This is a genomic window from Stenotrophomonas beteli (assembly GCF_001431665.1).
GTDB lineage: Bacteria > Pseudomonadota > Gammaproteobacteria > Xanthomonadales > Xanthomonadaceae > Stenotrophomonas > Stenotrophomonas beteli.
On sequence record NZ_LLXV01000032.1, the window covers coordinates 15,226 to 33,383 of the forward strand.

The window sequence follows — 18,158 nt, forward strand, 5'->3', positions numbered from 1 at the left end:
GTGCGGGCGGCCTATTGTCCCATAGTCGCCGGGCCGGGGGTCGGATCACCGTGCCCGGTCGTCCCGGCCGCTGGCCGGCAAGGTGGTGATCGCTGCCGGATGCCGGATGTGAAAAGGGGTCGGAGCCCCTTCCCTGGCGGAAAGGAATCCGACCCCGATCAGGTCGCCGGCGGCGGTCCCGGACTCAGTCCTGCTGCGGGCCCAGCGCCGGGCCGTCATGCGGCTCGCCCTTGGCCACCAGGGTGGTCAGGGCCAGATCACCGGTCACGTTCAGTGCGGTACGGCACATGTCCAGGAAGTGGTTCACGCCCAGGATCAGGCCGATGCCCAGCGGGTTCACGCCCACCATCGCGCAGATCATCGCCACCACCGGCAGCGAGCCCGACGGCACGCCGGCGGTACCGATGCCACCGAGGATGCACACCGCCATCACCATGAACTGCTGGCCGATGCTCAGGTCCACGCCGAAGAACTGGGCCAGGAAGATCACCGTCACGCCCTCGAACAGTGCGGTGCCGTTCTGGTTGGCGGTGGCGCCCACGGTCAGCACGAAGCGCGACACGCGCTGCGGCAGGCCCATCTGGTCGGCCACGCGCAGCGCGGTCGGCAGGGTGGCATTGCTGGACGCGGTGGAGAACGCCATCACCGTAGCTTCCTGGGTATCGCGGCAGAACGACAGCGGCGACCGGCCGGACAGCCACACTGCGGTGCCGTAGGTCACGATCATGTGCAGGCCCAGTGCCAGCACCACCACGCCCACATAGGCGCCCAGGCGGATGATCAGCTCGAAGCCGAACAGCGCGGCCAGGTTGAACATGAAGCAGGCCACCGCATAGGGGGCCAGGCGGATGACCAGGTTGATCAGGGTCATCGAGATTTCGAACACGCCTTCGATGGCGCGGCGCAGCGGGGCGACCTTCTCATTGTCGGTCAGCACCATGCCGATGCCGAACATCAGCGCGAAGAACATCAGCGACAGGATCGCGCCGTTGTCCGATGCCGCCTGCAGCACGTTGCTCGGCACGATCGACAGCAGCATGTCCATGCCCTTCGGCGTGCCATGGATGCCGGCTACGATCTCCTTGCTGCGCTCGGCGTTCTCCGACAGCATCAGTGCCGCAGTCTGCGGGTCCACGCCCGCGCCCGGCTTGAGCACATTCACCAGCACCAGGCCGATGCCCACCGCGATACCGGACAGCACCACGGTGAATGCCAGCGTCTTCCAGCCGATGCGGCCGAGGGCGCGGATGTCGCCCATCTCCGACACACCCATGATCAGCGCCGAGAAGATCAGCGGCACGATCAGCATGAAGATCAGATTGAGGAACAGGCCCGACGCCGGGGTGGTGACGTAGTCCATGACCCATTTGGCACCGGCCTGCAGGCCGTCGACGCTGCCGCCCAGGGCATGCACGATCAGTCCCAGGACCAGGCCGATCGCAAAGCCGATGCCCATCTTCCAATGCAGGGGCAACTTCTTCTTGTCGGCAGCAGCTGCTGTCATACGCGGGTTTCCTCGAAAAATGAATGCACTCTAACAAAGCCCACAAGCGGCGCCGGTTCAGGTTCGCCGTGGTGGATACAGCGGCGCCAAGCCAGTGTCGGCGGCACCCGCGGCCGTCGACCAGTGCGGTCCGTCACGGAAGACTTCGCGCAGGCGCGCACGCAGCGACGCCAGATCACCCTGCCCGCCCCAGCGCGCCTGCTGCAGGTCCTGCAGTACCTGCCGCTGGGCTGGATCCTCAAGCCGCGCGATAACCTGTTCGATGCGTTCAACGCCGGCCATCGCACACAGCTGCGCCTCAACCTGGTCGAACCCCTCGCCATCGAGCGTGCGGCGCAGTTCGGCCAGGCCGGCACGTCCGCTCGGCACAGTCGGCACAGAGGGCTTGCCAGCGACAGGCGCCACTGCACGGGGGCGCCGGCCTCGCTGCCAGCCCCACAACAGGGTCAACAGCCACAGCAGCGCCAGGCCGATGGCCGCCGCCATCCACGGCCACGGACGCTCGGCCAGGCCGCTGGCGCGCGGATCGGTGGCTGCGATACGGCTGTCCTGGCCATCGGCGCCGGGCAGTGCGGCCTCGGTGTCGATCGGCGGCAGCGGCGCCGGCGAGGCAGTGCCCGCGCCGGTACCGGCCGCAACGGCCAGCGTCAGGTCCGGCAGCTTCGCTTCCTGCGCCTTGCCGTTGCGCACATCCCACCAGGGCAGGCGCGGCCCCGGCACCACCAGCGAACCCGGCTGGCGCGGCACGATCGAATAGCGGCGGGTGATCTTCAACCGCGGTGTACTGCCGTTGAAGGTCTCTTCGTACTGCGCGGGTTCGGCGAACACCTGCGCATTGGCGCCGACATCCGGCACCGGCAGGTCGGTGAACTGCGCGCGGGTGGCCCCTTCAGCAATCGCCTCGACCACCACGTTGGCCGCTTCGCCGGTACGGGCACTGGTCGGCGCACTGGTGTAGCGCAGCTGCAGGCTCTGCAGCGGCAGCCATGGCTGCGGCGCCTGTGCCGGTTGTGCCTGCACCTGCAACGTGCGATCGGCACCGGTGGCATTCATGCGGCCGTCGCCGCCACCGAAGAAGTCATCGAAGAAACCACCCGCGCTGCGCCCGCTGAAACGGGCACCGGCGAGGCGCAACGCGCCGCTGCGCTCCGGAATCAGCAGGAAGCGCCGCTCGACCACGTTGTAGCGGCGGCCATTGACCTGGCGCACATCGGTGCGATCATCGCCCACCCGCTGCAAAGACGCGCCTGCCGGCGTATCCAGCACCAGTTCGCCGGAGGCCAGCTGCGAGGCGAAATACAGCCGCACTACCACACCCACGCTCTGTTGCACGTAAGGCGTCTCGTCATCGACCACGGTTTCGATGAAGGCCATCGCATTGCTGTCCGGACCGGCCACGACGGCCGCATCCACCTGCAGGGTCAGCGGCGCGGTGCGCGTGCTGCCCACCTGCAGGCCCGGGACCACCAGCGCGCCGCTGCGCCGTGGCGTCAGGGCCACGCCATACAGGTTGCGCTGCTGCATGCTGCCGTTGCTCCACTCCACCTGGCGGCTGCTGGTCTGCCCGCTGAGATCGAAGTCGGTACGCAGCGGTGTGAAGTCTGGCGCGCCCTGATCACTCTCGACATTGAGGGTGACCGTGTCGCCCATCGCGATGCGGTCGCGGTCCAGCCAGGCGCGCGGCTGCGCCCAGGCCAGCAGCGGCAGCCACAGCAGCAGTGCCGCCAGTACCTGCAGTGGCCAGCGCCCGTGCATGGTGATCGCCCGCGTCATCGCCCTTCCCTCTTCCTGCGTTCGTTTTCCAGCTGGAACTTGGCCCGCAGCAATGCCCCCGGATCATCCGGTACGCGCCGCATCCAGGCCTCCACCGCTTGTTGCTCCTCGCGTTGGCGCGGGGTGCTGCCGTCGCTGCCTGGCACAGGCTTGCCATCCTGTTCGCCCTTGCCCTCACGTGCCTGCTGCATTGCCTGCTGCATCCGCTGGCGCTGCTGCTCATCCGCCTGGGCCTGTGCCTTGGCATCTTCCACCTGCGGTGGCGCCTGTTGGCCATCGCGGCCACGCTCGCTGGGCTGCGGACTCGACGGGTTCCTGTCGTCACCGGGCCTGGGCTGGCCCTGCTGGCCCGACTGCGGCTGTCCCTGGCCGGGGTTCTGCTGGCCCTGCGGATTCTGCTGGCCCTGGCCGTTCTGCGGTTGCTTCTGCTGCCCGTTCTGCGGCGGTTTCTGCTGATCCTGGCCTTGGCCACCCGGCGGTTTGCGCTTGCGGGCAGCATCAACCACGGCGCGGTTGGCCACCGCGTCGGCCATGCCGGGATGCAGTGCCAGCGCGCGGTCGTAGGCGGCAATGGCTTGATCGTAGTGGCCTTGGCGCGCCAGCGTATTGGCCAGGTTGTACCAGCCGGCATCGTTGTTGACGCCTTCGAATTGCCTGCGCGCGTTGGCATAGTCGCCATTGCGGTACGCCTGTACGCCTTCCGCCAAGCGCTGGTGCTGCAGTTGATCAGCACGCTTCCACAGCGTGCCCTGCACCGGCTGCGAGGCGGCCGCTGGAGGTGCCTGTGCCTGCACATCTCCCATCCACGGCAGCAGGCCCACTGCCAGCACGGCCGCCAGCAGCGCCCGGCGACGGAAGGCGAGCAGCGCCAGCAGCATCACCGGCGGCACCAGCCAGAACCCCTCGTCACGCCATTGCTTGCCTGCGCCGGGCCGCTGCGCCGCAGTACCTTCGCGCGCATCAAGTACACCCAGTGCGCGCAGATCACTGTCATCGGCGGCGATGCGGGCATAGCGGCCACCGCCCGCGGTGGCCACCGCACGCAGGCTGCCTTCGTCCAGCGCGGCCTGGCGGATCTGCCCACTGCCATCCCGGTACGCCGCCCCGGCGGAGGTGCCCAGGCCCAGTACCGACACCTGCAGGCCGAGGCTGCGTGCCTGCGCTGCGGCCAGCGCTGCTTCATCATCCGCCTGATCGCTGACCAGCAGGATCTGCCCGCGCAAGGCCCCGATCTGACGCATCAACCGCGTCGCCCAGTCGATGCCGCGGTCGGCACGTTGGCCATCACGCGGCATCACCTCGGGGGACAGCGCATCCAGATACAGCGCAACGTTGCTGCCGTCATCGGTGAGCGGCGCCACGGTGTAGGCATCTTCGGCGTAGACCACCAGGCCCACCTGGCCGCCCTGGCGGGCACGCAGCAGCTCGCCCACCTTCGCCCGCGCCTGCAGCAGGCGCGAGGGCGGCAGATCGGTGGCGGTAATCCGGCTGGACAGATCCAGCACGACCAGCAGCGGTGCGCTGGCCTGGAACATCGGCTGCGCCTGCTGGCGCCAGCTCGGCCCGGCCATGGCCAGCGAGGCCAGCGTCCAGCCCAGCAATACGGCCCACGGCAGGCGTGCACGGCGACGCTTGCCCGCAGCCAGCAGATGCGGCAACAGGTGGGCATCCACCGCGGTTCGCCACACATCGCTGCGCCGCTGCCGGTACAACGCCAGCGCAAGAATGACCGGCAACGCCAGCAGGGCCCACAGCCATTCCGGGCGCAGGAAGTGCAGCGCATTCCAGTCGGGAAGCGGGGAGGCCAACGCGATCATCGACGGCGCTCCGGCCACACCCAGGCCAATGCACCCAGCAACAACGCCAGGCCCAACGGCCAGGCATAGCGCTCTTCGCGCGGGCGCAGGCTGGGTCCCTTCGCCGCGATCGGCTCCAGCCGATCCAGTTCGGCATAGATGCCGGCCAGCTGCGTGGTGTCACGGGCGCGGAAGAACTGGCCGCCGGTCATGCTCGCGATCTTCTTCAACGTAGCCTCGTCGACCGGATCCTGGTCGGCGGAAACGGGAATGCCGAACAGGCGCATGCTGCCATCACCACCAAATGCAACGGTATGGATGCGTACGCCCTCGGCGCGGGCCACTTCCGCCGCGCGCAGCGGTTCCAGCACGCCGGCGTTGCTGACGCCGTCGGTCAGCAGGATCAGCACGCGCTGTCCCTCGGGCTGGCTGCGCAGGCGCTTCACCGCCAGGCCGATGGCATCGCCGATGGCGGTTTCGCGCCCCGCCAGGCCCACCACGCTGTCGCGCAGCTGGTCGCGCACGCTGGCCAGATCGGCGGTGATCGGCGTGAGCGTGTAGGCCCGGTCACCGAAGATCAGCAGGCCGATGCGATCACCGGCACGACGATCCAGGAAGTCGGCCAGCACCGCCTTCGCTGCGGTCAAGCGGTCCACCGCCTGCCCGCCCAGCACCATGTCGCCCTCGCCCATGCTGCCGGACACGTCCATCGCCAGCATCATCTGCCGGCCCTGCTGTGGCGGCGTGATCGCTTCGCCCAGCTGTTGCGGGCGAGCCAGCGCGACGCATAGCGCGCACCAGCCCAGCCACAACAGCAGCGTACGCAGCCACGACACGTCGACGCGGCCGCCACCGGCCAGCGCTTCCAGCTCCGTAGCCGCATAGGGCACGCGCAGCGCAGCGCCGGGATCGGCACGACGCTTCCACCAACGCATCAGCAACGGCAACGGCAGCGCCAGCAGGGCCAGCGGCCACGCCAGCTGCAGGTCCGGCCATGGCCAGTAACTTGCCAGCAGGTTCATCGGCGACGCTCCAGCAGCATCGCCAGATAGCGCTCGCGTGCCCAACTGCGCAGCGCCGCCACATCGTTGGCATCCACCCGTGGGCGATAGGCGCCTTCGGCCAGCAGACTGCGACGTGCCGCGGGCAGCGTGCCTTTCGGATCCACGCGCTGCCACCACGCGTCATCGCGTAGCGATTCGCTGCCCGGCTGTGCCTGCCGCGCGGCACGGCGCAGCAGGCCGGCGATCGCCGCCAGTTCCGCCGTGGCATCGGTGGCGTTGGCCAGCTCCTGATCGAACACCTGCAACCATCGCAGGCGACGACGGCGGCGTTGCCACCCCAGCAGGGCCAGCATCAGGACCACCAGCAGCAGCACGCCGCCGATCATCAGATAGCCGGGCGCCGGCGGCCACCACGACGGTGCCGGCGGCAGCTGCACATCGCGCAACGGCAGGTTGGCACTCATGCCGGCACCTCGGTCGGCGACGCCGCCAGCCAGGCATCGCTGGGCGCTTCGGTGGACAGCACCTGCACATCGACCCGGCGCGCGCCAAGCTGGCGCCGCAGTTCCTGCAGTGGTTCGACGAAGTGTGCCCGCCAGTGCGCCTGCACCTCGCTACGACGCAGGTCCAGACCGATGCGCTGCTGTGCGGTCTGGAACTGCAGGGCGGCCGAGGGGGGGTGCAGTTCCAGCGGATCGACCAGCAGCACCAGGCTGAGGTCGTGATGCTGGGCCAGCGCACTCCAGCGCGCCGGTGCAATCCGGATGGCCTGCTGCGGGTCTGCCAGCACCAGCATGCGAGCGCCCGGGCGCAGTACACGGGCCGCGTGGTCCAGTGCACGCTCCAGCCCCAGGTCATCGGCGGGTGGTTGCGCGTACCAGCGGGCGAGCGCGTCGAGCACGCGCAGCACACCGCGTGGCCCACCGGCGGGCGCGATCGGCGCCTCGCGATCACTGCCACGCAGGGCGCCAACGCGATCGCCGCGGCGCTGCGCCGACCACGCCGCAACCGCGCCGGCACGCGCGGCCTGCACCGACTTGAAGCGCACACGGGTACCGAAGTACAGGGCCGGCGAGGTGTCGGCCACGATCAGGCTGACCCGCTCGCGTTCGGCCTGGAACAGCTTGGTGTGGGCGCGTCCGGTGCGCGCGGTGACGCGCCAATCGATGTGGCGCGCGTCATCACCGGCCACGTACTCGCGTGACTCGGCATATTCCATGCCACGTCCACGCAGCGGTGACGGTGCCTGCCCGGCGTTGCCGGCACGCCCCCGCTGCGGCGGCGGCGGACGCTGCGCGAGGCGGCGCAGGGCCACCAGTTCGGACAGCTGCGGGCGCAGCCCATCGCCATCGCTGGCGGTGGGTATCTGCTGCGGGGAACGATCGGTCATGCGCAGGCTCAGGGGGCCGGCACCCGGGCCAGCAGTTCCTGTACCAGCCGTTCGCCGTCCCATCCCTCGGCGGTCGCTTCGTAACTGGGCAGCACGCGATGCCGCAGCACGTCGGCGGCGACGGCGCGCACGTCGTCCGGGGTGACGAAATCGCGCCCGCCCAGCCAGGCGCGCGCACGCGCGCAACGTTCCAGCGCGATGGATCCACGCGGGCTGGCGCCCCAGGCGATGCGGCGGCCCAGTCCGGCGTCATAGCGCGATGGATCGCGCGAGGCCAGCACCAGTTCGATCAGATAGCGCTCCAGCGCCGGTGCCATGTGCAGGTCCAGCACTTCGCGGCGGGCATCGAACACGTCCTGCATCGGCAGCTTCTGCGGCGCCGCTGCGGCCTCGCCCAGCGCACCACGGGCGCGCTCGCGCGCCAGCCGCAGGATTTCCGATTCAGCCGTCTGGTCGGGATAACCGATGCGCACGTGCATCAGGAACCGGTCCAGCTGCGCTTCCGGCAGCGGGAACGTGCCTTCCTGCTCGATGGGGTTCTGCGTGGCCATCACCAGGAACAACGGCGGCAATGCATAGGTGTGGCGCCCGACAGTCACCTGGCGCTCGCCCATGGCTTCCAGCAGCGCCGACTGCACCTTGGCCGGGGCGCGGTTGATTTCGTCGGCCAGCAGGATCGGGTGGAAGATCGGGCCGGGAACGAACTCGAAGCGCCCTTCCTGCGGGCGCCAGATCTCGGTGCCGGTCAGGTCGGCTGGCAGCAGATCGGGAGTGAACTGCACCCGGGCGAAATCGGTCTCCAGCCGTGCGGCGAGCGCGCGGATCGCAGTGGTCTTGGCCAGCCCCGGCGCACCTTCCACCAGCAGATGGCCATCGGCCAGCAGGGCGATCAACAGGCGCTCGACCAGCGCCGCCTGGCCGACAATTTCGGCCGACAATGCGTCGCGCAGCTGGCTGAAGGCCGCGTGCAGGCGGCTGGTGGCCGGCGTGGACGGCGCGGGGACGGTTTCGGGCATCGGCGGAGGCAGGTTCATGGGGGCCTTTGACCGGCGCAGGACGGCACGGGTTCCCGACATCATCGCAGGCTGCCCTGCGATTGGCATCAAGAACGGCTGAACGGCGTCCACGCATGGCATGGATCTGCGAAGGCCAGACAGGGCCAAACGAAGAAGGGCCGCACGCGGCGGCCCTTCTCGTGTTGCCGGTGCGGGTGGTTCAGTTCTGCTTGGCCACGCGCAGCACCTTCGGGGTGACGAACACCAGCAGTTCGGCCTTGTCCTTGTTGCGGCCGCGCTTCTTGAACAGGTTGCCCAGGAACGGCACATCGCCCAGGAACGGCACCTTGCTGATGCTGCTGCGGTCGGTGAACTCGTAGACACCACCGATCACCACGGTCTGTCCATCCTCCACCAGCACAGCGGTGTTGACTTCGCGACGGTTGATCGACGGCACCGTGCCGTAGCCCTGCAGTTCAATCAGGCGATCGACCTCATCCTTCTTCACCTGCATGTTGAGGAACACGCGGTTGTCATTGGTGATGGTCGGGGTGACGCGCAGCTCCAGCACCACTTCCTTGAACTGCACGTTCGGGGTGGAACCGGCGCCGCCGGCGGCGCCGGTGCCGCTGATGGTGACGTAGCCGATCTCCTTGCCCTGCTTGATCATCGCCTCGCGCTGGTTGGTGGTGACCACGCGCGGGTTGGAGATCACCTCACCACGCGATTCCTCCTGCATGGCCGACAGTTCCACGTCCAGCAGGTAACCCGCATTGAGGATCGACAGCGCCAGCGAACCGGGATTGTTGGCCGCGGCCACCGGCAGGTTCCAGTTCAGCCCGCGCTTGATGGTCGAGCCGCTGGGCACCGGTGCCGGTCCCACGCTGCCGCCAGCTTCCCATTCACGCACTGCCTTGGCATTGGCCAGCGCGGTATCGACCTGCGACTTGCGGGTCTCGGCGTTGGCGTCCAGGCTGCCGCTGAAGTAGACATTGTCACGGCTGCCGCTGATGCCGAACTTCGCACCCAGTTCGCGGGCGAAGGTATCGGTGGCAATGACGATGCGGCTCTCGATCAGCACCTGATCAACCGGACGATCGATCACCCCGATCAATTCACGCATGCGCGCGATCTTCTTCGGAATGTCGCTGATCATCAGCGTGTTGGTGCGTTCATCAGCCACGATGCGGCCACGCGAGGACAGGAACCCGCTGTCTTCCTGCGACGAGCTGCCGCCATTTCCTCCGCTTCCGCCACCACCACCGATGCCCTTGGCCTCGGTCAGCGCCTTGAAGATCTGCGTGGCGCTGTGATAGTTGATCTGCACGTAATCGGTGACCAGGTCTTCGCGGTTCTCGATGGCGATGCGCGCGTCTTCCTTCTCCTGCTCGAACTTGGCCAGCTCGGCCTGCGGCGCGACCCAGATCACGCTGCCGTCGCGGCGCTTGTCCAGGCCCTTGGCACGCAGCACGATGTCCAGCGCCTGGTCCCACGGCACGTTGACCAGGCGCAGGGTCACATTGCCCTGCACCGAATCGGACGCCACCACGTTGAGGTTGGATTCTTCGGCGATCAACTGCAGCACGGTGCGCACCGGCACGTCCTGGAAGTTGAAGGTCACCGGCTTGCCGGTGAAGCCACGCTGGCCGACGGCCTTGGCCGCCTGGGTGACACTGCCGGCCGTGACCGCACCGACCGCAGCCGGTGCCTGGCGCGGGCTGATCTCGACCACGTATTCGTTGCCGCTCTGGTAGGCCAGCGATTCCACCGCACCGCCGGTGCTCAGCACCAGCTGCGTGCCGGCCCCGGAGGGCTTGGCATCGATGCGCTGCACCGGCGTGGCGAAGTCGGTGACGTTCATCGGCTTCTGCAGGTTTGCGGGCAGGCGGGCGTTGCCGACGTCGACCACCACGCTGTTGCCCTGCGTGCGCAGGTCGGGGATCGCCCCCTGGCCGTCGAACTGCACGATCAGGCGCCCGGCGCCGTCATCGCCACGCTTGAAATCGATCTTGGCCACCGACAGGCCGGCCGGCGCGGTGGCCGCTGCCACAGTCGTGCCTGCCGGTTTCTCTGCCGGTGCGGCGGCCAGCGCCGGAGCGCTGGCCAGCATCAGCGCGACTCCCAGCGCGCTGATGCGGTTCAAGGTAGAGCGCCGGATGGGACGCAGCCCCTTGGCTTGGTGAAAGGTCATCGTGCTATCCCCAGTAAACGATCATTGATCTTCAAGCGAGAGCGTTGCAGGCCGTTCCAGCCAGCCGCCCGCGCCATCCGGCACCAGTTCGATCAGCTCCACGCGGTCTTCAAAGACCGCCGTGACCCGCCCGTCGCTCTGCCCCAGGTATCCCCCCGGGCGCACCCGGTAGGTCACCTTGTCCGGCCCCATCACCAGCGCCACGGTACCGCCACCGGTACCGATGGTACCCACCATGTCCAGTGCATCCAGCGGGAAGCCTTCCAGAGGCTCCTTGCGCCGGTTCGGATCTGGCCGCAATCCGCCATTCCCCTGCTGCGGATTGGTCCAGGCATCGGTGAACGGATCACGCATGCCCTGCGCGGAGTACTCAAAGGTTTCGAACTGCTGCATCACCGGCAGCGGCTCCAGCGGCTGCGCCGGTCGCGCACGCTCGCCTTCCACCCACTTTTCCAGGTTCGGTGCGTCACCGGGCGTGCTGGTCACGCCGCGGCCGCACGCAGCCAGCAGCAGCACTGCCAGCACCGTCGCACCCCGTACGATCTGTGCGTGCATCACTTCTTGCCCTCCTTGCCCGCCTCAGCCGCCTGCTGCGCCTGCACTTCGATCTCATCCAGGTAGCGGTAGGTCTTGACCGTGCCGGAAAGCTCCAGCGCCCCGCTGCGGATGTTGCCGCCGGTCTTTTCCTTGGGCTTGAGGTTGATGTCATGCATGGTCAGGATCACCACCCGCGGCAACGAAGCCACGCCACTGACGAACGCGCCGAACTGGTGGTAACTGCCCACCATGCGCAGCTTGATCGGCTTCTCGGCGTAGAACTCCTTGATCTGCTCCTGCTCCGGCTCGAACAGTTCGTTGGTCAGGCCGCTGGACAATGCGGTCTGCGAGATGTCGATGATCAGGTCGGGCATTTCGGTCTTGCTGGGCAGCTGCCGCAGCATCTGCTGCAGCACCTGCTCCATCTGCGCCAGCTGCTGTTTCAGCGGCTCCAGGTTCACCGCACGCTCCTGCTGCTTGGTGAACTCGCCGCGCAGCTCCACTTCCGTCGATTCCAGGCTGGCCAGCTCCTCGCGCTTGCCGCTGATCAGCAGCATCCACGCCACGAACATGATCACCAGCGCCAGCAACGAGCAGAAGACGATCTTGGCCTTCTGCGGCCAGTTGCCGATGTCGTTGAAATCCAGGTTCTTCAGATCGATCTTCTGGCTCATGCGCGGTCCCCCGTCAGCGGGGCGTTGAAGGCCTGCGGCGGCTGCGCCAGGCGGCTGCCTTCGGGCTTCGGCGCCGGGGCGGTGGGCGGGTTCGGTTTGGCCGCGGCAGGCGCCGGGCTCGCAGCAGGTGCCGGAGCGGGAGCCGATGCAGCCGGTGCCGGCTGGCCAGCGGCCGGTGCGGCCGGTGCGGCCGGCGTTGCCGCGTCCGGGCCGGCGGCGAGCGGCGCCACCGGAGCCGGCGCAGATGCAGGCGCAGGCGCCGCCACCGAGCCATCGGCGTTCAGGCCCGGCGTGGCCGAGGCCTCTTCACTTTGCGCCGGCAGCTTCACCTTGACCACGAACACATAGGGCAGCGCCTTGATATCGGCAACCGGGCCGGTCTTGCCGTCCTTGTCCTTCTCCGGATCACGCGCCTCGATGATCGACAGTTCCGGATTGGTCATCCAGCCGGATGTCTCCAGGTTGCGCATGTAGGCCGACACCCGCGCGTTGGACTGGGTGCGCCCTTCCAGGGTCAGCACGTCGCCTTCCTGCTTCAGTGCGGTCAGCACCACACCATCGGGGATGGTGCGCACCAGCGCGTCGAACAGATGGACCATCTGCGAGCGCTTGGCCTGCAGTTCCTCGATCACCTTCTTGCGGGCCAGCAGGCGTTCCTTCTGGGCGTCGAGGCGGTCGATCTCCTTGTTCTGCTCCTTGACCTTCTCGATCTCGGCCTGCAGGTAGGCATTGCGGTCCATCTGGCCGCTGACCTGGCGGTCGTAGTAGAACCAGATCATCAGCGACACCAGCAGGCCGCCGACAGCGGCCATGCCCAGCATCGCGTAGAACTCGCGCTGGCGTTGCTTGCGCCGCTCGGCGCGCCAGGGCAATAGATTGATGCGTGCCATCAGTCGAAGCTCCTCAGCGCCAGACCGGTCGCGATCATCAGCGCGGGGGCATCCTGGGCCAGCGCATGCGCGTTCACCTTCGGCCCCAGGGTCATCTGCGCCAACGGGTTGGCGACCACGGTCGGCACGCCCAGCTGTTCCTCGACCATCTCCGGCAGGCCACCGAGCACGGCGCAGCCGCCGGCCAGCACGATGTGATCGACGCGGTTGAATTCGCTGCCGGCATAGAAGAACTGCAGCAGGCGGCTGATCTGCTGGACCGTGGCTTCCTTGAACGGTTCCAGCACTTCCATCTCGTAGCTTTCCGGCAAGCCGCCCTGGCGCTTGGCCAGCCCGGCTTCCTCGTAGCTCAGGCCGTAGCGGCGCATGATCTCGTCGGTCAGCTGCTTGCCACCGAACACCTGTTCGCGGCTGTACAGGCTGCGGCCGCCGCGCAGGACGTTGAGCGTGGTCATGGTGGCGCCGATGTCGACCAGCGCAACCACGCCGTCGATGGACACCGGCAGTTCGCTGGCGACCAGGGCGTAGGCGTTCTCGACCGCGAAGGCCTCAACGTCCATCACCTTGGCCTGCAGGCCGCCCAGTTCCAGCGCCGACTGGCGCAGCTCGACGTTTTCCGAGCGCGATGCGGCCAGCAGCACCTGGACCATTTCCGGGTTGTTCGGGATCGCCCCGATCACCTCGAAGTCCAGGTTCACTTCCTCGATCGGATACGGAATGTAGTTGACCGCTTCCAGCTCGATCTGGGCTTCCATGTCGTTCTCGTCCAGGTCGGCGGGCATCGGGATCACCTTGGTGATCACCGCCGAGCCGGCCACGGCCGCGGCGGCCAGCTTGGCCTTGCTGCCTGAACGGTTCATCGCGCGCCGGATGGCCTCACCCACGGCCTCCACTTCCACGATGTTCTTCTCCACCACCGCGTTTGGCGGAAGAGGTTCCACAGCATAATGTTCCACACGGAAACGATTGCCGCTGCGGGACAGCTGCAAAAGCTTTACCGCAGTCGAACTGATGTCGACGCCAACGAGCGGCGACTGACTTTTTGGGATGAGCCCCACGGTTTCTCCCCTGCCGACGGGCACTTGGACGCAAGAGCTGCGTCCGCGCATTAATAACGTATTCTTAGCAAATGACAACCGCCCTGCTGTGAAATCCCTCACGGATTCACGAAGCAGCCCCTGGCAATTCCCCTTGCGCTCCCCGGTGCCGACCCCAGCCGCCACCTTGCGTAATCTATACTCTGCGACCACGAAATTCGCAATCGGAATCTGAACCCGATGACTCGACTCCGCCGCTGGCTGCGCTGGATCTTCCTGATTGTCCTGGTCCTGGCGCTGATCGGCGCGGCCGCCGTGGGCGGTCTGTATTACGCCGTGTCCTCCAAGCTTCCCGACGTGCAGACCCTGCGCGATGTGGAAATGCAGGAGCCGATGTACGTCTACGCTGCCGACGGCAAGCTGATGGCGGTGTTCGGCGAGACCCGGCGCACCCCGATCACCATGAAGGACGTACCGGAAAAGCTGAAGCAGGCCTTCCTGGCCACCGAGGACGCCCGCTTCTACGAGCATGGCGGCGTGGACTACAAGGGCATTGCCCGCGCGGTGTGGCTGCTGGCCACCACCAACGACAAGCGCGTGCCCGGCGGCTCCACCATCACCCAGCAGGTGGCCCGGCAGTTCTTCCTCAGCTCCGAGTACAGCTACACCCGCAAGCTGGCCGAGATCCTGCTGGCGCGCAAGATCGAGTCCGAGCTGAGCAAGGACGAGATCTTCGAGCTGTACCTGAACAAGAGCTTCTTCGGCAACCGCGCCTATGGCGTGGCGGCCGCCGCCGAGTTCTATTACGGCAAGAAGCTGGGCGAACTGAACCTGGACGAGATGGCCTCGCTGGCCGGCATCCCGAAGTTCCCCTCCTCGGGCAACCCGATCTCCAACCCGGAACGTGCCCGCCAGCGCCGCGACAATTATGTGCTGCAGCGCATGGCCGACCTGAAGTTCGTCACCCAGGCCGAGGCCGATGCGGCCAAGGCCGTGCCGATGCACGCCAGTGCGCATGAACCGCCGGTGCAGGTGGACGCGCCTTACGTGGCCGAGCTGGTGCGCCAGGAAATGATCGCCCGTTTCGGCGGCGACGTGGTCAACAAGGGCTACCACGTCACCACCACCATCGATTCGAGCCTGCAGACCGCGGCCAACCTGGCCGTGCGCGACGGCCTGCTGCTGTACGACCACCGCCACGGCTGGCATGGCGTGGAAAAGCAGGTGCCGCTGGGCGCTGGCGACGATGCCGCCACCCTGGCCGAGCACCTGCGCGGCCTGTCCGGCCAGGCCGGGTTGTTGCCGGCGATCGTCGCCAGCACCGGCGCCGACGGCAGCGCCACGGTGGTGCTGGCCAACCGTACCGAGATCGTGCTGCCGGCCGGTGCCGCCAAGTGGACCAACAAGACCCCGGGCAAGCTGGTGCAGCGCGGCGACATCGTGCGCGTGCGCGCTGGCGCCAAGGAAGGTGAGTGGCTGCTGGACCAGATTCCGCGCGGCCAGTCCGCCCTGGTCTCGCTGGATGCCCACAGCGGCGCGCTGAAGGCGCTGGTGGGGGGCTTCAGCTTCTCGGGCAACAAGTTCAACCGCGCCACCCAGGCGCGTCGCCAGCCGGGTTCGAGCTTCAAGCCGTTCGTCTACGCGGCCGCCTTCGACAAGGGCTACAACCCGGCCTCGATCGTGCTCGACGCCCCGGTCGTGTTCCGCGACCGCCGCGGCAAGACCTGGGCCCCGCAGAACGACGGCGGCGGCTTCCGCGGCCCGATGCGCCTGCGCGAGGCGCTGGTGCAGTCGCGCAACCTGGTCTCGGTACGCCTGCTTGATGGCATGGGCGTGGACTACGCCCGCAAGTACATCAGCGAGTTTGGCTTTGCCGAATCGGAGCTGCCGCCGAACCTGTCGATGTCGCTGGGTACGGCCTCGCTGACCCCGCTGTCGGTGGCGCGCGGCTACGCCGTGTTCGCCAACGGCGGCTCGCGCGTGGACACCTGGCTGATCGACCAGGTCAATGACCGCGACGGCAACCTGGTGTTCAAGGAGAACCCGGCGCTGGCCTGCCGCGACTGCGCCGGCAGCAGCGACCAGCCGGTCAACCAGGTGGTGGACGGCTTCAACTTCGGTGCCCCTGCGCCGAAGGTGGACCCGGCCGCTGCGGCCAAGGCCGAAGCCAAGACCGAAACGCCGGCCGCGCCGGCCAACCCGGATGCCCGCACTGCCCCGCGCGCGATCGACGCCCGCACCGCCTACCAGCTGGTATCGATGATGCGCGACGTGGTCCAGCGCGGCACCGGCGTGCAGGCCAAGGTGCTCGGCCGCGAGGACGTGGGCGGCAAGACCGGCTCCACCAACGACCACCGGGATGCCTGGTTCTCCGGCTTCGGCGGCCCGTATGTGACCACGGTGTGGGTGGGCCGCGACGACTTCCGTTCGCTGGGTTACCGCGAATACGGTGGCAAGGCGGCCCTGCCGATCTGGATCGACTACATGCGCACCGCGCTGAAGGACACCCCGATCGCGCAGAACGACCCACCCAGCGGCATGGTCCAGGCCACCCTCAACGGCGCGACCGAGTGGGTGAAGGTGGAAGACATGGACCGCCTGACCGACTACGACCTGAACCTCAACACCCCGCAGGCCGACGCCGCCGCGTTCGACATCTTCTAAGAGGCAGGTAGGGGTAGGTGCCAACCTTGGTTGGCACCGCCTTTGTAGAGCCGAGCCCATGCTCGGCTCCAGGCGCCCGCGGTAGAGCAGCCGAGCATGGGCTCGGCTCTACAGGATCAACGGCACCCGCTTGCTCGCCTCCGTGAAATACCCACGCAGATGTCACATCCGTGCGCTAGTCTGTAGCCAGGTCGCAACAGGAGTCATCGCATGCATCGCGCACGCCAGCATGCTGCCAGCCAGACCCGCGAGCGGCGCCACCGCCTCGCACATGAAGCCGCCCGCCTGATGGCCGAAGGCGGCATCCGCGACTACCACCAGGCCAAGTTGAAGGCTGCCAGCCGGCTTGGCATCCACGACGATGCCTCCCTGCCGCGCAACACCGAGATCGAAGACGCCCTGCGCGAATACCAGCGGCTGTTCGCGGGCCCCCAGCATGGCAGCGAGCTGCAGCGCCGCCGCGAGGCCGCGATGCGTGCATTGGAGTTCCTGCACGGCTTCGCCCCGCGCCTGGCCGGCCCGGTACTGGACGGCACCGCCGACGCCAACAGCCCCGTGCAGCTGCACCTGCACAGCGATGACCCTGAAGCCGTGCACCGCTTCCTGGACGAGCACGGCATCCCTGCCGAATCGCGGGTGCGGCGGCTGCGCATGGACCGCGAGCGCAGCCTCGACGTACCGGTGTGGGTGTTCAGTGCCGAAGAGCTGACCTTCGATCTGGCCGTACTGCCGTATGACGCCCTGCGCCAGGCGCCCTTATCGCCGGTGGACGAGAAGCCGATGCGCCGCGCGTCCGCCGCCCAGCTGCGGCAGGTGTTGGCCGACGCCGAGATCACCGCGTACATCGGGGGATGACACCGCGCCGGGCACGGCCCGGCGCCATGCACCGCGCTACCAGAGCAGGGGCGGTTCCAGCGCGTCGCCGTGCAGAACACGCGCCAGCCATGGTGCCGCTGCGCGATGTGGATATTCCAGCATCATCCGCGCGTGCATCCCTTGCAGCTCGCCCAGCAGCCAGAGCTGGTCATGGGTATCACCGAACCCATCGGACCACGCGCTGCGCACGCGCAGCCGTTCGCCACCGCTGAGGTCGGGCATCCTATCCAGCGGCACCTCCAGGATCGCCTGCAGGCCAAGAGTGATCGCCCTGTTCTCCGCCTCGGCCCGGTGCAGCAGTTCCAGGTGATGCAGCACCCGGTTGCAGTCATAAGGGAAGCAGCCGCCCGTCGCATCGATGTACTCGGCGATATCCGCGAGCAGGTGGGCCTTCAGTCTCCAGACCACCTCGCTCTGCAGCACCTGGCGTACCCGCATCGTGCGCAGCGTGCCGTCGCGCACTTCTTCCGGCGTCGCGAACGGTTCGCCGCCCCTGCCATTGCCATGGCGGACCAGCACGATGCGATGGATCGCCTCGCGCGAAATACTCTCCACACGCACGGCCACCGCATCCGGATGTACCCGTGGCGGTGGCAAGCCGACCACCCGTGCGTAATACCAGAGCACCAGCACCACGCCGGCCAGGCACGACGCGCTCAACAGCGACCATCGATCCAGATGCCGCGTGTAGTAGCGATAGCGCGCACGCCACAGGTAGTAGCTGCGGTAGCTGATGAAGCGGCTCATGAACCGGTACATTGCCATCTCCTCGGCAAGGACCCCGGCGCGGCGGGGTTCATTACGCGCACCACGCCGGGGCTGCATGG

At 67.9% G+C, this 18,158-nt stretch carries 15 protein-coding genes; 2 read left to right on the forward strand and 13 right to left on the reverse strand.

All coding sequences use genetic code 11. The features are described 5' to 3' along the window. Positions 1-184 precede the first annotated feature (184 nt). From ARC23_RS08075 to ARC23_RS08130, 12 genes are all read right to left on the reverse strand, one after another. Entirely contained in the window at positions 185-1,504 is a 1,320-nt protein-coding gene (locus tag ARC23_RS08075) for a dicarboxylate/amino acid:cation symporter (RefSeq protein ID WP_057496780.1), read from the reverse strand. Between the two features lie 57 nt (positions 1,505-1,561). Then, a complete protein-coding gene (locus tag ARC23_RS08080; protein ID WP_057496781.1) occupies positions 1,562-3,277 on the reverse strand; it encodes a BatD family protein in 1,716 nt (571 codons plus the stop codon). Further along, positions 3,274-5,094: a VWA domain-containing protein gene (locus ARC23_RS08085; protein ID WP_057496782.1), complete on the reverse strand. Its 1,821-nt coding sequence runs from the start codon at positions 5,092-5,094 to the stop codon at positions 3,274-3,276. Before ARC23_RS08085 ends, ARC23_RS08080 begins: the two co-directional genes overlap by 4 nt. Beyond that, entirely contained in the window at positions 5,091-6,095 is a 1,005-nt protein-coding gene (locus ARC23_RS08090; protein ID WP_057496783.1) for a vWA domain-containing protein, read from the reverse strand. Before ARC23_RS08090 ends, ARC23_RS08085 begins: the two co-directional genes overlap by 4 nt. After that, positions 6,092-6,541, reverse strand: a complete 450-nt coding sequence (locus ARC23_RS08095; protein WP_057496784.1) for a DUF4381 family protein — start codon at positions 6,539-6,541, stop codon at positions 6,092-6,094. The genes ARC23_RS08090 and ARC23_RS08095 overlap by 4 nt, the downstream gene beginning before the upstream one ends. Beyond that, positions 6,538-7,467: a DUF58 domain-containing protein gene (locus tag ARC23_RS08100; RefSeq protein ID WP_057496785.1), complete on the reverse strand. Its 930-nt coding sequence runs from the start codon at positions 7,465-7,467 to the stop codon at positions 6,538-6,540. The genes ARC23_RS08095 and ARC23_RS08100 overlap by 4 nt, the downstream gene beginning before the upstream one ends. A gap of 8 nt (positions 7,468-7,475) precedes the next feature. Beyond that, positions 7,476-8,501 (reverse strand): AAA family ATPase, encoded by a 1,026-nt coding sequence (locus ARC23_RS08105; RefSeq protein ID WP_057496786.1) that lies wholly within the window; start codon positions 8,499-8,501, stop codon positions 7,476-7,478. A 181-nt stretch (positions 8,502-8,682) separates the two neighbouring features. Next, positions 8,683-10,653 (reverse strand): type IV pilus secretin PilQ, encoded by a 1,971-nt coding sequence (locus ARC23_RS08110; protein ID WP_057496787.1) that lies wholly within the window; start codon positions 10,651-10,653, stop codon positions 8,683-8,685. Between the two features lie 21 nt (positions 10,654-10,674). Further along, positions 10,675-11,208, reverse strand: coding sequence for a pilus assembly protein PilP (locus ARC23_RS08115; RefSeq protein WP_057496788.1), 534 nt, complete (start codon positions 11,206-11,208; stop codon positions 10,675-10,677). Next, positions 11,208-11,864 (reverse strand): type IV pilus inner membrane component PilO, encoded by a 657-nt coding sequence (locus ARC23_RS08120; protein ID WP_057496789.1) that lies wholly within the window; start codon positions 11,862-11,864, stop codon positions 11,208-11,210. The genes ARC23_RS08115 and ARC23_RS08120 overlap by 1 nt, the downstream gene beginning before the upstream one ends. Then, positions 11,861-12,754 (reverse strand): PilN domain-containing protein, encoded by an 894-nt coding sequence (locus ARC23_RS08125; protein WP_057496790.1) that lies wholly within the window; start codon positions 12,752-12,754, stop codon positions 11,861-11,863. The genes ARC23_RS08120 and ARC23_RS08125 overlap by 4 nt, the downstream gene beginning before the upstream one ends. Then, positions 12,754-13,812, reverse strand: coding sequence for a pilus assembly protein PilM (locus tag ARC23_RS08130; protein ID WP_057496791.1), 1,059 nt, complete (start codon positions 13,810-13,812; stop codon positions 12,754-12,756). The genes ARC23_RS08125 and ARC23_RS08130 overlap by 1 nt, the downstream gene beginning before the upstream one ends. A 219-nt stretch (positions 13,813-14,031) precedes the next feature. Here ARC23_RS08130 and ARC23_RS08135 point away from each other — a divergent pair, with 219 nt between their 5' ends. Both ARC23_RS08135 and ARC23_RS08140 read left to right on the forward strand, forming a co-directional pair. Further along, positions 14,032-16,455: a penicillin-binding protein 1A gene (locus ARC23_RS08135; protein ID WP_057496792.1), complete on the forward strand. Its 2,424-nt coding sequence runs from the start codon at positions 14,032-14,034 to the stop codon at positions 16,453-16,455. A gap of 210 nt (positions 16,456-16,665) precedes the next feature. Then, positions 16,666-17,310, forward strand: a complete 645-nt coding sequence (locus tag ARC23_RS08140) for a hypothetical protein (RefSeq protein ID WP_057496793.1) — start codon at positions 16,666-16,668, stop codon at positions 17,308-17,310. Between the two features lie 36 nt (positions 17,311-17,346). Here ARC23_RS08140 and ARC23_RS08145 read toward each other — a convergent pair whose 3' ends face one another. After that, positions 17,347-18,090 (reverse strand): hypothetical protein, encoded by a 744-nt coding sequence (locus ARC23_RS08145; RefSeq protein ID WP_057496807.1) that lies wholly within the window; start codon positions 18,088-18,090, stop codon positions 17,347-17,349. Between the last annotated feature and the right edge of the window lie 68 nt (positions 18,091-18,158).

Excerpts from the sequence above, each read along its gene's own strand:
- ARC23_RS08075 (WP_057496780.1), bottom strand. The coding sequence starts at position 1,504 with ATGACAGCAGCTGCTGCCGACAAGAAGAAGTTGCCCCTGCATTGGAAG.
- ARC23_RS08080 (WP_057496781.1), bottom strand. The coding sequence starts at position 3,277 with ATGACGCGGGCGATCACCATGCACGGGCGCTGGCCACTGCAGGTACTG.
- ARC23_RS08085 (WP_057496782.1), bottom strand. The coding sequence starts at position 5,094 with ATGATCGCGTTGGCCTCCCCGCTTCCCGACTGGAATGCGCTGCACTTC.
- ARC23_RS08090 (WP_057496783.1), bottom strand. The coding sequence starts at position 6,095 with ATGAACCTGCTGGCAAGTTACTGGCCATGGCCGGACCTGCAGCTGGCG.
- ARC23_RS08095 (WP_057496784.1), bottom strand. The coding sequence starts at position 6,541 with ATGAGTGCCAACCTGCCGTTGCGCGATGTGCAGCTGCCGCCGGCACCG.
- ARC23_RS08100 (WP_057496785.1), bottom strand. The coding sequence starts at position 7,467 with ATGACCGATCGTTCCCCGCAGCAGATACCCACCGCCAGCGATGGCGAT.
- ARC23_RS08105 (WP_057496786.1), bottom strand. The coding sequence starts at position 8,501 with ATGAACCTGCCTCCGCCGATGCCCGAAACCGTCCCCGCGCCGTCCACG.
- ARC23_RS08110 (WP_057496787.1), bottom strand. The coding sequence starts at position 10,653 with ATGACCTTTCACCAAGCCAAGGGGCTGCGTCCCATCCGGCGCTCTACC.
- ARC23_RS08115 (WP_057496788.1), bottom strand. The coding sequence starts at position 11,208 with ATGCACGCACAGATCGTACGGGGTGCGACGGTGCTGGCAGTGCTGCTG.
- ARC23_RS08120 (WP_057496789.1), bottom strand. The coding sequence starts at position 11,864 with ATGAGCCAGAAGATCGATCTGAAGAACCTGGATTTCAACGACATCGGC.
- ARC23_RS08125 (WP_057496790.1), bottom strand. The coding sequence starts at position 12,754 with ATGGCACGCATCAATCTATTGCCCTGGCGCGCCGAGCGGCGCAAGCAA.
- ARC23_RS08135 (WP_057496792.1), top strand. The coding sequence starts at position 14,032 with ATGACTCGACTCCGCCGCTGGCTGCGCTGGATCTTCCTGATTGTCCTG.
- ARC23_RS08140 (WP_057496793.1), top strand. The coding sequence starts at position 16,666 with ATGCATCGCGCACGCCAGCATGCTGCCAGCCAGACCCGCGAGCGGCGC.
- ARC23_RS08145 (WP_057496807.1), bottom strand. The coding sequence starts at position 18,090 with ATGTACCGGTTCATGAGCCGCTTCATCAGCTACCGCAGCTACTACCTG.